The sequence below is a fragment of the Flexivirga sp. B27 genome, assembly GCF_052905685.1.
Window position 1 is genome coordinate 1,579,206 of sequence record NZ_JBPYUM010000001.1, and the last position, 12,782, is coordinate 1,591,987.

13 protein-coding genes are annotated in these 12,782 nt (G+C 67.8%); 7 read left to right on the plus strand and 6 right to left on the minus strand.

The window, feature by feature from the left end; translation table 11 throughout:
- Window position 1: 1 nt before the first annotated feature.
- On the minus strand, window positions 2-997 hold the full coding sequence (locus tag ACSZL9_RS07305; protein WP_446664801.1) for a GlxA family transcriptional regulator: 996 nt from the start codon (window positions 995-997) through the stop codon (window positions 2-4).
- A gap of 70 nt (window positions 998-1,067) precedes the next feature.
- On the opposite strand from ACSZL9_RS07305, the gene ACSZL9_RS07310 reads away from it, so the two are divergent.
- From ACSZL9_RS07310 to ACSZL9_RS07325, 4 genes are all read left to right on the plus strand, one after another.
- Window positions 1,068-1,682, plus strand: coding sequence for an HD domain-containing protein (locus tag ACSZL9_RS07310; protein ID WP_446664802.1), 615 nt, complete (start codon window positions 1,068-1,070; stop codon window positions 1,680-1,682).
- Window positions 1,576-1,986 (plus strand): hypothetical protein, encoded by a 411-nt coding sequence (locus tag ACSZL9_RS07315; RefSeq protein ID WP_446664803.1) that lies wholly within the window; start codon window positions 1,576-1,578, stop codon window positions 1,984-1,986. The genes ACSZL9_RS07310 and ACSZL9_RS07315 overlap by 107 nt, the downstream gene beginning before the upstream one ends.
- 167 nt (window positions 1,987-2,153) lie before the next feature.
- On the plus strand, window positions 2,154-2,606 hold the full coding sequence (locus tag ACSZL9_RS07320; protein WP_446664804.1) for a DUF2000 family protein: 453 nt from the start codon (window positions 2,154-2,156) through the stop codon (window positions 2,604-2,606).
- Window positions 2,607-2,617: 11 nt separating this feature from the next.
- Window positions 2,618-3,298: an alkylmercury lyase family protein gene (locus ACSZL9_RS07325; protein ID WP_446664805.1), complete on the plus strand. Its 681-nt coding sequence runs from the start codon at window positions 2,618-2,620 to the stop codon at window positions 3,296-3,298.
- Window positions 3,299-3,389: 91 nt separating this feature from the next.
- Here the strand turns inward: ACSZL9_RS07325 and ychF are convergent, their stop codons facing one another.
- On the minus strand, window positions 3,390-4,463 hold the full coding sequence (ychF, locus tag ACSZL9_RS07330; protein ID WP_446664806.1) for a redox-regulated ATPase YchF: 1,074 nt from the start codon (window positions 4,461-4,463) through the stop codon (window positions 3,390-3,392).
- Window positions 4,464-4,574: 111 nt separating this feature from the next.
- Here ychF and ACSZL9_RS07335 point away from each other — a divergent pair, with 111 nt between their 5' ends.
- The gene (locus ACSZL9_RS07335) at window positions 4,575-5,531 is read left to right on the plus strand and encodes a DUF389 domain-containing protein (RefSeq protein ID WP_446664807.1); all 957 of its coding nucleotides are present in this window, start codon (window positions 4,575-4,577) and stop codon (window positions 5,529-5,531) included.
- Here ACSZL9_RS07335 and ACSZL9_RS07340 read toward each other — a convergent pair.
- Window positions 5,524-6,132, minus strand: a complete 609-nt coding sequence (locus tag ACSZL9_RS07340) for a TetR/AcrR family transcriptional regulator (RefSeq protein WP_446664808.1) — start codon at window positions 6,130-6,132, stop codon at window positions 5,524-5,526. The two genes, ACSZL9_RS07335 and ACSZL9_RS07340, sit on opposite strands and share 8 nt — an antisense overlap.
- Before the next feature lie 178 nt (window positions 6,133-6,310).
- Here ACSZL9_RS07340 and ACSZL9_RS07345 point away from each other — a divergent pair, with 178 nt between their 5' ends.
- Complete coding sequence (locus ACSZL9_RS07345) at window positions 6,311-7,525, plus strand: DNA recombination protein RmuC (protein ID WP_446664809.1); 1,215 nt, start codon at window positions 6,311-6,313, stop codon at window positions 7,523-7,525.
- Window positions 7,526-7,561: 36 nt separating this feature from the next.
- Here ACSZL9_RS07345 and ACSZL9_RS07350 read toward each other — a convergent pair whose 3' ends face one another.
- The 3 genes from ACSZL9_RS07350 to ACSZL9_RS07360 form a co-directional block, all read right to left on the minus strand.
- Window positions 7,562-8,614, minus strand: coding sequence for a 4-hydroxy-3-methylbut-2-enyl diphosphate reductase (locus ACSZL9_RS07350; protein WP_446664810.1), 1,053 nt, complete (start codon window positions 8,612-8,614; stop codon window positions 7,562-7,564).
- A gap of 63 nt (window positions 8,615-8,677) precedes the next feature.
- On the minus strand, window positions 8,678-9,934 hold the full coding sequence (locus tag ACSZL9_RS07355; RefSeq protein ID WP_446664811.1) for an alpha/beta fold hydrolase: 1,257 nt from the start codon (window positions 9,932-9,934) through the stop codon (window positions 8,678-8,680).
- A gap of 45 nt (window positions 9,935-9,979) precedes the next feature.
- A complete protein-coding gene (locus ACSZL9_RS07360) occupies window positions 9,980-10,735 on the minus strand; it encodes a 4'-phosphopantetheinyl transferase family protein (protein WP_446664812.1) in 756 nt (251 codons plus the stop codon).
- Between ACSZL9_RS07360 and ACSZL9_RS07365 the strand changes: the two genes are divergently transcribed.
- Entirely contained in the window at window positions 10,684-12,780 is a 2,097-nt protein-coding gene (locus ACSZL9_RS07365; RefSeq protein ID WP_446664813.1) for a non-ribosomal peptide synthetase, read from the plus strand. The two genes, ACSZL9_RS07360 and ACSZL9_RS07365, sit on opposite strands and share 52 nt — an antisense overlap.
- The last annotated feature ends 2 nt before the right edge of the window (window positions 12,781-12,782 follow it).

Consider the following 12,782-nt stretch of genomic DNA (forward strand, 5'->3'; position numbering starts at 1 on the left):
GTCATGGAGCGGATTCGCGACCGCATCCTTTCGGGCCCGGTGACGGAGGAGCGGAAGAAGGACCGCGAAATGCGGCTCGGTAATCTCTGGGTGATGTGCCGAGATACTTCGCGAAGAGAGCTCGGACTGATGCCGGGGACCCGAGACCGGTGAGCGCGCCCAGTCGCTCTATGGGGGCATCCGTTGTCTCGAGGATGGTCCTCGCGTGGTCAATGCGAGAAGCGGTGATCCATACGGTCGGGGACGAGCCGGTCTCTTGGCGGAACCGACGAAGGAAAGTTCGTCTCGACATGTGTGCCCGCCTGGCGAGACTGTCGATGTCGTGGTGCTCGGAGAGGTTTTCCAGGATCCATGCGCGGATCCCGGCCAGATCGTCGCCGCGCGCACGGTGCACGAGCTGACCAGCCAGCTGGCGTTGATCGCCTGGACGGTAGGGCGATACAACCAACGAGCGGGCGCGCTTGTTCGCGGCCGACGGGCCGAGATCGCGACGCAGAAGGTGTAGGCAGAGGTCAATTCCTGCGGTCACGCCGGCCGAAGTCAGGATGTCACCGTCGTCGACGAAAAAACATGCGTCGTCGACACGGGTCTGAGGGTATTGCTGCGCGAGCTCGTCGAGCCGTTGCCAATGTGTCGTGGCGCGACGCCCATCAAGCAGGCCCGCGGCCGCCAGGACGAATGCGCCTGCGCAGATCGACGCGATCCTGGCACCGGCAGCGTGAGCTCCACGAAGTGCCTCGAGCACGAGCGGGGACGGTGCAACTCCGTTGTCCTCGCACCCGGGCACGACCACAGTGTCGGCGAACCGCAACGCGTCCAAACCCGAGGGGACCGAGAGCGAGAAGCCTGTGCTCGAGATCATCCCGGGCCGCTCGGAACACACTGTGACCTGGTAGTTCTCGTCGCGGCCGAACACCTGCATCACGGTCCCGAATTCCAGCGGGAAGACTCCGGGCAGAACGAGCACCGCGACGCGGTGCGGAGCAGGCAGAATCATGGCCTGATCCTAGCAATGTTTGACACACGTGCCACTTCTGGTCGGCTGCGTCAACTCGTAGCGTGGTGCCATGACTTCTTCACTTGCCCTGCCGAAAACACCGTTCGCGGCCTCTTGCCTCGAACTGATCCGTGAGACCGAAAATGAGCTCCTTGTCGATCACAGCATCCGGTCTTTCCTCTTCGCCCGCGCCCTCGCCGAGTATGAGGGCAGCGTGCACGATGCCGACTACGACGAGCAAGCGCTGTTCGCCGCGTGCATTCTTCACGACCTCGGACTCGGATCGACGGCGACCGCACAGGCGCGCTTTGAAGTCGACGGCGCAGACCTCGCGGCCACATTTCTCCGATCGCAACGGTTCTCCGGGGCCCGGACTGATCGCATCTGGGAGGCGATCGCCTTGCACAGCACCATCGGTATCGCCGACCGGCTTGGGCTTCTGACAAGCCTGGTCCATCGAGGCGTTTTCACTGACGGCGGCCACGTCTCCTACCTACCCGCGGAACTCGCTCAGCCGGTGCGCGATGCCTACCCGCGCCCGAGCAACGACCAATCGATCCGTGACGCGGTGATCATGCATGCCTCCCGATCCGACGCGGCTGCGCCCCGCTTCTCCATGGGGGCCGAGTACCTCCGCAGACACCGGGAGACGCACCCCGGTGAAGTGTGCTCCCGGTGTAGTTGACAGTGCTACCGATGCCTGCCGCACAGCAGCAGCTGTTCTTCCCTGGCATGGCCCCCGACTGGGGTTACGGCCGAGCCATCGAGTGCGCTTCGTCGACGGCTCATACCGAGAGACGGGCCCCGCGAGCGTCTGGGCCAGACCGCACATCCCGCTCGTCGCCGAAGAGACGACCAGCCCCGTCCAGCGCCTGGCGATCGTCTCCGACTCTGCCAACGGCCTCTCCGCCGAGCTCTCACAGCAGGAGTGGGCGTTCATCTCACCGACCATGCCCCTCACCCTCGGTCGGGAACCGGCCTCGGAATGAATGCACATGGATGTGCGGACCGTGATCTCGCCCGATGGTCGCCACGTGACCGCCGAAGACCTCTACGACACGCACGGATACCTCGGTGCCGTGAGCCAGCCGCTGCTCGTCGCCCGGCAATGATACGGACTACCTGACAGATCAAAACAGAAGAAGGAACAGAAGCGATGACCCAAGAGACCATGGCCCCCGAGATCCCCGCGGCGAGACGGTTCGACACCAAGGTGGTGGTCGTGCTCGCAGAGGGCCTGGTCCCCTGGCAGGAGTTGAACGTGACCGCGTTCCTCATGTCCGGCATCGCCATCAGCGATGAGGGACTGACCGGGGAGCCCTACCGCGACGCCGACGGCGTTGACTACCTGCCCATGCTGCGCGAGCCCGTCCTCGTGATGACCGGAGACGGTGCATTGCTGCAGGAGGCTCGTCGCAAGGCGGCTTCGCGCCTAGACATAGCGCTGGCGATCTACACCCGCGAGCTGTTCGCCACCGGCCACGACGAGGCCAACCGCGCTGCCGTCGCGGCAGTCTCATCGGATGACCTTGACCTGGTCGGCATCGCCGTGCGCGGACCTCGCAACGCCGTGGACCGCGTCGTGAAAGGAGCACGGTTCCATGACTGAGTCCCGACCCGATGCAGTACCCTGCGAGCCGCCGCATTCGCGATCTCGTCTACGAGACGCTCGCCGCCGAGGGGCGCGCCCCATCCGTGGGAGAGCTCGCCAGCAGCACCGGCAGCGATCCCTCTCGCGTGCAGGAACTGCTCCACGAGCTCGTCGATGCCCACGCTCTCGTGCTCAATGCCCAGGGCGACCGGATCCGAATGGCGCACCCGTTCACCGCCGCGCCGATGGCGTTCGTCCTGACCCCCGTCGATGGCCACGACGACCGACGCTGGTGGGGCGGCTGCGCCTCGGACTCCTTCGGCATCAGCGCCGCGCTGAAGCTGGACGTGCGCATCGACACCGGCTGCCCTCAGTGCGGCGAGCACCTCTCGATCGCCGCCGGACCCGACACGCCACCTCAGCGCGAGTACGCCGTCCGATTCCCGCGCCCAGCCGCCGAGTGGTGGGAGGACGTCGTGGGCACCTGCACGATGATCCGACTGTTCTGCACGCGCAAGCATGCCGAGCAGTGGACCGACGAGCACGCGCCCAGCCAGGGGTACATAGCCGCAGCCCGCACCGTGTGGGACCTCGCTCAGGCCTGGTACGGGGACCGCATCGACCCGGACTTCACGCCGCGCACCCGCGAGCACAACCAGCGGCCTCTCGAGGACCGTGGGCTCACCGGGGAGTTCTGGCGACTGCCCTGAAGGCGATCACGCGCACTTGCTCACATCGGGAAGTCGCAGTCGCGGCTGTGCCTCCAGTGCTTCGCGTGCAACGTTCCGTAAACGCCATGCATTAGAGCGCGAACCTCCACTCGACCACGTCGCCGTCGGCCATCACGTAGTCCTTGCCCTCCATGCGCGCCTTGCCGTGCGAGCGCGCCTCGGCCACGGACCCGAGCTGGATGAGGTCGTCATACGAGATGACCTCGGCCTTGATGAAACCCTTCTGGAAGTCCGTGTGTATGACGCCGGCAGCCTGCGGCGCGGTCGAGCCCTGCCGGATGGTCCAGGCACGCGACTCCTTCGGCCCGGCCGTGAGATAGGTCTGCAGTCCAAGGGTGCGAAAACCCTTGTGCGCCAGCTGATGCAGCCCCGACTCGGTGGCGCCGAAGCCCTCGAGCATCTCCAGCGCCTCCTCCTCGGACATCTCGGTGAGATCCATCTCCAGCTTGGCATTGAGGAAGATCGCCTCGGCGGGCTCGACGAGTGCCTGCAACGACGCCTGCAGCTCGGTGTCGGTCAGCTGGTCCTCGTCGACGTTGAAGACATAGAGGAACGGCTTGCCGGTCAGCAGGCCAAGCTCACGGATCGGCGTGACGTCAAAACCCTTGGAGAACAACGTGTCTCCGGCTTCGAGGATCTCTTGCGCCTCCTTCGCCGCGTCGAGCACCGACTTGTCGGTCTTCTTGCCTTTGACCTCCTTGTCGAGGCGCGGCAGCGCCTTCTCCAGGGTCTGCAGGTCGGCGAGGATCAGCTCGGTGTTGATGGTCTCCATGTCCGACTCGGGTGAGACCTTGCCGTCGACGTGCGCGACGTCGTCATCGACGAAGACCCGGATCACCTGACAGATCGCGTCCGCCTCACGGATGTTGGCCAGGAACTTGTTGCCCAGCCCCTCCCCCTCGGACGCGCCGCGCACGATACCGGCAATGTCGACGAACGACACGGTGGCCGGCACCGTCTTGACCGACGTGTAGAGCTCGGCGAGCTTGTCGAGGCGCTCGTCCGGCAGCGGCACCACCCCGACATTCGGCTCGATGGTCGCGAACGGGTAGTTCGCGGCGAGCACGTTGTTCTTGGTCAGTGCGTTGAACATGGTCGACTTGCCGACGTTGGGAAGTCCGACGATTCCGATAGTGAGTGCCACGGGTTCAGCATTCTAACGGCCGCCCGCCGGAGCGCCGTATCCGCGCGAGACTCGTCGCAGCGCACGCGCGGTGTGCCGCGCCGGCCGCCGGGACGCCATAGAGTTCGCAGCATGCTGGTGCACCTGCGGCTGACCGCCCCGGCGGATCTCGCCGGGACCATTGTGCGCATCCTCGAAGCGGATGAGTGCGTGACGAATCTCGTTGTGCTGCAAGACGTATGCCGCGATCCACGCGGAGACCTGATCGAGTGCGACTGCCCTCGCGAGTCGGCCGGCACCCTCGTCGACGCGCTCGACGATGCCGGGTTGGGCAAGCGCGGTGGCATCCTGATCAGCCGTCCCAGCAGCACGCCGTTCCGGCGGGCCGAGGAGTTGGAGGCGGCTGCACCGGGCGACCCGGACGATGCGGTGATCTGGGACGAAGTGCTGGACACCGCTGAGTCCGCCAGCAGACCGACCGTCTCCTACCACCTGTTCCTGGTGATGGCGACGATCCTCGCGGCGATCGCGGTGATCACCGACTCGTCGGTGCTGGTGGTGGGCGTCATGGTCGTCAGCCCCGACTTCGCCCCGGTGGCAGCGCTGTGCACCGGTGTGGTCTTCGCCCGACCTCATCTCGTATGGCGCAGCGCCAGACTGCTCGTCCTGTCCTTTGTCTTCGCGATTGCCGTCGTGACGATCCTGGCGCTGCTCGCGCGCGCCGGGCAGCTGCTCAGCGTCAGCGACGTGACCGCGGATCGACCGCAGACGGAGTTCATCTGGCACCCGGACAAGTGGACGTTCATCGTCGCGCTGATCGCCGGAGCCGTCGGCGTCTTCGCAATGTCCACCGACAAGGCGGCTGCCATGGTCGGTGTGTTCATCTCCGTGACCACTGTCCCGGCCGCCGGGAACCTGGCGCTCGGCCTCGCGACAGGTTCCGGCGCCGAGATCGGTGGATCCGCAACGCAACTCGGCCTCAACCCGGCCGGGATGGTCGTCGCCGGGGTGGCCGCACTCGGCATACAACGCCTCGGCCGAAGTCGGCTCGAGCGGCGTCGCAGCCGGACTGCCGAGCCACTCAGCTGACCGCCAGTGGGACGTCGTCGAGGCGCGCGTGGACACCGACGGTCGCATCGAGCACCGCGAGCGCGAGCTCGAGGTTCTCCGCGGCGGTGATGGTCTGCTCCACGAGAGTGGCAACCGTGGTCTCCCGCATGAAGGCGATCCACCCCTCGAATGCGGCCGTGGCCAACAGCCGCTCGTGCCCATGACATCCTGCAGCGTCGAACAACGCCGCCGCCATGGCTCGGAAGTGCACTGAAACCACATCGCGCACAACGGGTTTCGCGGCCACCGAGCTCCGGTTGGCGATGATCACCAGGTGCGGGTGTGCACGATAGAAGTCGAGGTATGCCACCAGCTGGTCGGCGACCCAATCACGCAGCGAATCGTTCGGCGCCGGCGCGGGGACCGCTCCGAGCGTCTCGTGGGCACGCTGCCAGATGGCCGCGAAGTAGTCTGCCTTGGAGGTGAAGTAGTGATAGAGCAGCGCCCGCGTCACGCCCGATCTGGCGGCGATCTCGTCCATCGAGAGCTCTTCGAACTCACCGTCGTCGAAGATCTTCTGACCCACATCGAGCAGCTGGACCCGGCGTTGAGCAGGGGTCATCCGTCGGCGAGGGGGCACGGGACTCAAGCCTAGTTAAGATCCTCGTGCGCGTCTGGCCTTCCGCATTATTCGTCGCACCAATTCGTCCATCAATTCGCCGTAGTCCGAACGGATCCCGCTCATCGCGTCGTTGATGCGGCATGTCCGATGGCGGGTGGAACGCCCAGTTGTCACACCCTGCTGGTTGGCTGCAGCCATGACGTTCCTGATCGGTGTTGTCCTCGGTGTTGTTCTGGCCGCGGCTGCCACCTGGCTGCTGCTCCGCCAGTCGTATGCCGCCCGACACGCCTCCCTGACGACCGAGCGCGACCTCTTGCGTGAGCGCGTGATCGACCTGGAGTCCGCGGTCGGTGACGACCAGCAGACCGCAGCCGTCCTCGGTCCGCTGAGCGCGACGCTGGGGCGTGTCGAGAAGCAGGTGGCGACGCTGGAGCGCGACCGGGTCGAGCAGTTCGGCGAGCTGGGCGAGCGACTGGCCGAGGTCGGCCGGGTGACCGGCGCGCTGCACCAGGAGACGACGCAGCTGGCCGGCGCGTTGCGCGCGACGTCGACCGGCGGCACCTGGGGTGAGGTCCAGCTCCGGCGCGTCCTGGAGCACTCCGGCATGCTCGCGCACTGCGACTTCGAGGAGCAGGTGACGGCGGTCAGCCGGCACGACGCACGAGTCCGCCCCGATGTCGTTGTCCGTCTGCCCGCCGATCGCGTGCTGGTGATCGACAGCAAGGCACCGACGCGTGCATTCCTGGACTCGCAGGCCGAGGGTCTCCCCCCGCAGGACCGGGACCGCCTGCTCGACCAACATGCCAAGGCTCTGGTGCGGCACGTGGATTCGCTTGCGGCCAAAGCATATTGGAGCGCCTTCGAGCAGTCGCCGCAGCTTGTCGTGTGCTTCCTGCCGGCCGACGCCATGCTCGCCGCAGCGTTGCGCCAGGACCCGTCGCTGCTCGATCGGGCGATGAGCCGCAAGGTCGTGCCCGCCTCCCCCAGCACGCTGCTCGCGTTGCTGCGGACCAGCGCTGCCGCCTGGCAGCAGGACAGCCTGGCGCGTGGGGCCCGCGAGTTGCTCACCCTCGGGCAGACGCTCTACGACCGGCTCGGCACCATGAGCCGGCACACCACTCGTGTCGGGCAGTCACTCACCCGGTCCGTGGAGGCCTACAACGCGATGATCGGCACGCTCGAGTCGCGGGTGCTGGTCACCGCGCGCCAGATGCACGCGCTCGGGCTGGCGCAGGACGCCCCGCCGGAGGAGTTGCACGTCATCGAGACCCCGACGCGGCCACTCACCGCACACGAGTTGATCGACGCCCTCGACGAGGACGTCGCCCGGCCGACACTCGATCTGGGCCCGACCGGCCGTGGAGTCAACGACCGGCACGGGCGAGACTCGGGCGCCGCGGACGCGGGTTGAGCGATGGCTCCGCTCAGTGCTGAGCGATCGCTCCGGTCAGTGCAGCGATCCGGCGTCGTGCCGGACCTGAGCGGAGGCTTCCTGGCCACGGGCCTTGAGGTCGCGCCGCAGCTCGGTCGGCAGTGCGAAGAGCAGGCTCTCCTCCGCGGCGGTGATGGTTTCGACGTCGGCATACCCGCGCTCGGCGAGGTAGGACAGCACGTCGCGCACCAGGATCTCCGGCACCGACGCACCCGAGGTGACACCGATGGTGCTGACGCCGTCGAGCCAAGCGTCCTCGATCTCGTCGGCGTAGTCGACCAGGTGCCCGTCGCGAGCGCCGTGCTCGAGCGCGACCTCGACGAGCCGCACCGAGTTGGAGGAGTTGCGGCTGCCGACCACGAGCATCATGTCGGTGCGCGGCGCCATCTGCTTGACCGCATGCTGGCGGTTCTGGGTCGCGTAGCAGATGTCGTCCGAGGGCGGGTCCTCCAGGTTGGGGAAGCGCTGCTTCAGACGTCGCACCGTCTCCATGGTCTCGTCGACCGACAACGTGGTCTGTGACAGCCAGACCAGCTTGTCCGGGTGGCGCACGTCGACGGTGTCGGCGTGCTCGGGCGACTGCACCAGGATGATGTTGTCCGGCGCCTCACCGGCCGTGCCGACGACCTCCTCGTGGCCCTCGTGGCCGATCAGCAGGATGTCGTATTCGTCGGAGGCAAACCTGGTGGCCTCACGGTGCACCTTGGTCACCAGCGGGCAGGTCGCGTCGATGGTCTTCAGCGAGAGTGCCTTGGCCTGCTCGCGGACCTCCGGTGCGATGCCGTGCGCGGAGAAGATGACCGTCGCGCCCTCGGGCACCTCGTCGGTCTCGTCGACGAAGATCGCGCCGCGCTTCTCCAAGGTGGCCACGACGTGCTTGTTGTGCACGATCTGCTTGCGCACGTATACCGGCGGGCCATAAAGGTCCAGCGCCTTCTCCACCGTCACGACGGCACGGTCGACACCGGCGCAGTAGCCGCGCGGCGCCGCCAGCAGGACGCGCTTGGCGCCCTGCTCGGCCCCCGTGGTGGCGGCCTGCTGCGGGTCGGTCGTTGTGGACGAAGTCATGTGTCCATGCTAGGTCGGAGCCCGCGCACGGACGAAACCGGACGGTTCGCCCGCGCCATACGCTCAGACCTTGCCGGCGACCATGTCCATCAGCCGCTCGACAACGGAGCCCGAGCGCAGGCCGTCGTGCTCGAACTCGTTGGTGACCCAGGGCCGGACGTTGCCGACCCGGCGCGCGGTGTCCAGCGAGAGGTCGGCGTCGACATACATGTCGTCGAAATAGACCGCGGCGGCGACCGGGACGGTGTTGGCGGCGAGACGCTCGGCGTCATACAGCGCGGGCCAGTCGTCGATCGCCGCAAGGATGTCGGCCGCTTCGGCAAAGGGCTGCAGCAGCGGGATCTGGTCGAACATCCAGCGAAACATCGTCTCGCCGGTGAACAGCAGCGGGTCGGCATCCGCCGCGAACTCGGGGCGGCTCGCGAGCTCCTTGTCGGCCGCCCACCCGGTCGGCTTTCCGGGAGCGCCGTAGCAATACTCCTGCAGCGCGTAGATCGGGCCGCCCACGTATGCCGTCTCCGTCATCACTGCCTGCCGGAACCGGTCAGAGATCTCCTCGCCGTCCCAGGCGGTGTCCAACAGCCAGTGCACGTGCTCGAAGCCGTAGCTCATCCCGAAGATGCTGCCGATCAGCCGGAAGCGCTCGGGCGTCAGGCGCGACCCGTCCGGCAGCAGGACCTCCTGGGCCGCCAGGTGGTCGGCGATGCGCCGGACGGCCACGACGTCGTCCGGGTAGCGCTCGTAGTAGGCGGCGTTCTTGCGCGCGATCCGCGGGAAGGTGTGCGCGTAGACGTCGGCAGCGCTCGCGTCGATCCCGGACAGCCCGCCGGTGACCAGGCAGGCGGTGAGCGCTTCGGGCGCCTGCGACAGGTAGGTCAGCGTGATGAAGCCGCCGTAGCTCTGCCCCAAGGTGGTCCACGGCTTGCCGCCGGCGACCTGCTGCCGGAAGAGCTCGGCGTCGGCCACGATGCTGTCGGCCCGGAAGTGCCGGAGATATGCCGCGATCTCCTCCCCCGACATCCCGGCCGTCGACCGGGCAGTGACGGGGGTCGATCGACCGCAGCCGCGCTGGTCCAGCAGCAACACCCGGTGCGTCTTGGTGACGTGCCCCAGCCACCCGTCAGCGCGCAGCGGACGCGGACTCTCCCCGCCCGGCCCACCTTGCAGGAACACCAGCCACGGCAGGTCGTCGTCGACCTTGTCGACCGCGACGGCTTCGCGGGCGAAGACCTCGATCGTGGATCCGTCGGGTCGCGCGTGATCGAGCGGCACCTGCAACGTGTGGTCGGTGAGCGCCAGGCCGGGGATGCGGATCGTCATACGTCCCAGGCTAGTTGGAGCAGCCGTCCCGGACAGCCGGCGAGGTCAGTGCAGCAGGTCGACCGCGTCCCTCACCTGTATGACGCCCGGGCGCTGCGCACCCCGCACGGCGATCGCGGCGGCCACGTCGCCGCCGAGCTCGAGGTCCCGCAGGTCACAGTCCATCGGCCGCCCGGCGTAGGAGACCAGCGACGGGCCCGCTCCGAGCACCAGCTCCGACATCGGCGTGCGCAGACCGTCACCCGTCGCCTTCAGCACGGCTTCCTTGCGCACCCAGACGCGGAACCAGCCGCTCTGGTCCCCCGGCGGACCCGCTGCCAGCTCGGCGGGAGAAAGCACGAGCGACGCCATCGAGGTGAAGTCCTGGCCGGTGACCGTCTCGGCGTCGACCCCGACTCGGCCGGCCCTGCTGACCGCGATCACGACCACCGACTCGTCGTCGGTGCCGGTGTGGGTCACCGAGACCTCGGGGCACCGGCCCGGCCACGGTGCACGTACCACCGGCCGGCCGTGTTGTTTCGCGCACGTCGGACACACGCGGTCGACGTGGAGTCGACCGGCAAGAGCATTGCGGTCGGTGCCTCCTGTGCCCGCCGTGCTCGCGGGTGCTTCCTCATCGAGCAGGCAGTGGGCCACCGCGAGACGAAGCAGACCGGCACCGGTGGCGGAACGCACCCGGTCGCCCTCCCGAGCCGGCTTCGACGCGCGTTCCCGTTCCCCGGCGCTCAGCACTCCCGCAGCAGCGGCGGGTGTCGCGGCACCGCGCCAGCACCACACCGTGCAGTCGCTCAGGACACCCATCGCGTCATTCCTCTTCCCGCTGGAAAACCTGTCTGTCAACTTTTCACATCGAGTGTGCAATTCTCGCTAATGTTCGTTTTCGAAGGTTAAGCGCTGTTCACGAGGGGTCCATCATCACTGGTGTAGTACGTCGTCCAGCGCTGCCCGGATGCGACGACCTCACGCTGGGCACCGCGTTCCTGCAGACCGTTGACCGGGCCCCCGACGCAGTGGCACTGCGTGATGCTGCGGGGATCGATCCGCCGTGCTCCTACGCCGCACTCACGCTGCGCGCGGGTGGTGTCGCGGCCATGTTGCACGAGGTCACTCCCGCAGACCCCGCCGCACCTCGGGTGGCGCTGCTCCTCCCACACGGAGCATCGATGGTGAGCGCACAACTCGCGGCGGCGCTGCTCGGCTGGTGCTACGTCCCGCTCGATCCCGCATGGCCCGCCGCGCGGCTACGCACGATGGTCGAGCTGGCCGACCCTGACGTCGTCCTCGTCCTGGGCGCGGGCCCGGGCGTCGAGGTCACCGGCACCGTGACCTGCCTGGACGTCGAGATGGCCGCTCCGGCCCCGATCGCGGCGCCGCAGGTCGAGGCGTCCCGCCCGGCGTACATCATGTTCACCTCCGGATCGACCGGTCTCCCGAAGGGCGTCGTGCACACCCACCGGTCGGTGCTGCACGGCATCGGCAACCACCTGCGCAACTTCGAGCTCGGCGCCGCCGACGTCGTCACCCTGCTCAGTTCCTTCTGCTTCGACATGGCGGTCAGTGACCTCTACGGCGGCCTACTCTCCGGCGCCACCGTGCTCACCCACGACACCCCGACGCTCGGACTCGCGAACCTGCTGCCAACACTCCGCGCCGCAAAACCGACCGTGTTCCATTCCACGCCAACGGTTTTCCGGTTCCTCTCGCAGGCCGGCAGTCTCGCCAGCACTGGCTCCGGCACTGACTCCGGTTCGCCACCACTGCGCTCCGTGCGTATGGCGCTGCTCGGCGGGGAACCGACCCACCTCGAGGACATCGATCGTGCGACCCGCCTCTTCGGCCCGGACACCACGCTCGTCAACGGCTACGGCTCCACCGAAGCGAGCTTCTCGGTCCAGCGATTCATCGACCTCGCCGCGCCGCCGACCCAGACCTCCGGCACCGGCGTACTCGACATCGGGCACGCCCTGAACGGCTATCACGCCACGATCGATCGGCCGGACGCCGACGGTGTCGGAGAGATCCTCATCCACAGCGACCACCTGTCGCTCGGCTACTGGCGCGATCCGGCACGCACCGCGGAGCGCTACAGCCGCGACGGGCGGACCTATCGGACCGGTGACCTCGCACGCACGCTGCCCGACGGCGCGTTGGAACCGGCCGGGCGAAGCGACCGTCAAGTGAAGGTCAACGGAGTGCGGGTCGAGCTCGACGAGATCGAGAACGCGCTCGAGAGCGATCCATTCGTCACGCGGGGAGTTGCATTCATGGTGCCTGGGACACTGTGCCCCGAGCTGGTGGCGTATGCCGTGAGCGCCGAACCCCGCGCAACTGTCGCTTCGGTCCGCGAGCGACTGGCCGGTGTCCTGCCCCGTGCCGTGATCCCACAGCACCTGCGCGTCGTCACCGACATCCCGTTGACGCTGACCGGCAAGGCAGACGTGCTCGCGTTGCGCGCCCGGCACCTGACCGACCATCACCGGGCAGCAGCCGACGACCCCGGTGCCGGCGCCACGGAGCTGGATTCGGACCAGAGGGCGACTCTCGCCCCGGCCACCGCCATGACGGCGTGCTGGACCACAGCGCTCGGGCACCGCCCTGCCGGCCCCGACGTGCCTTTTCTGGAGGCCGGCGGCAGCTCGTTGCAACTGGCCACCCTGCAGCTGGAGATCCAGCGGACCTTCGAGACCGCAGTTTCCCTCTCCGACCTGATGATCCACTCGACGATCCGCGCGATGACATCGCTGGTGAGCCCGGATCGTGATGCACCACCAGCCGGCGACACCGTGCGCCGCCGACAGGATGCGGTCGCCGCACGGATGCGCCGCCGATCCGCGAAAGGCCGCTGAAC

Coding starts and splice junctions, on each gene's coding strand:
- ACSZL9_RS07310 (WP_446664802.1), top strand. CDS start 1,068: ATGACTTCTTCACTTGCCCTGCCGAAAACACCGTTCGCGGCCTCTTGC.
- ACSZL9_RS07355 (WP_446664811.1), bottom strand. CDS start 9,934: ATGACGATCCGCATCCCCGGCCTGGCGCTCACCGACCACACGTTGCAG.
- ACSZL9_RS07325 (WP_446664805.1), top strand. CDS start 2,618: ATGCAGTACCCTGCGAGCCGCCGCATTCGCGATCTCGTCTACGAGACG.
- ACSZL9_RS07305 (WP_446664801.1), bottom strand. CDS start 997: ATGATTCTGCCTGCTCCGCACCGCGTCGCGGTGCTCGTTCTGCCCGGA.
- ACSZL9_RS07315 (WP_446664803.1), top strand. CDS start 1,576: ATGCCTCCCGATCCGACGCGGCTGCGCCCCGCTTCTCCATGGGGGCCG.
- ACSZL9_RS07320 (WP_446664804.1), top strand. CDS start 2,154: ATGACCCAAGAGACCATGGCCCCCGAGATCCCCGCGGCGAGACGGTTC.
- ACSZL9_RS07335 (WP_446664807.1), top strand. CDS start 4,575: ATGCTGGTGCACCTGCGGCTGACCGCCCCGGCGGATCTCGCCGGGACC.
- ACSZL9_RS07360 (WP_446664812.1), bottom strand. CDS start 10,735: ATGGGTGTCCTGAGCGACTGCACGGTGTGGTGCTGGCGCGGTGCCGCG.
- ACSZL9_RS07345 (WP_446664809.1), top strand. CDS start 6,311: ATGACGTTCCTGATCGGTGTTGTCCTCGGTGTTGTTCTGGCCGCGGCT.
- ACSZL9_RS07350 (WP_446664810.1), bottom strand. CDS start 8,614: ATGACTTCGTCCACAACGACCGACCCGCAGCAGGCCGCCACCACGGGG.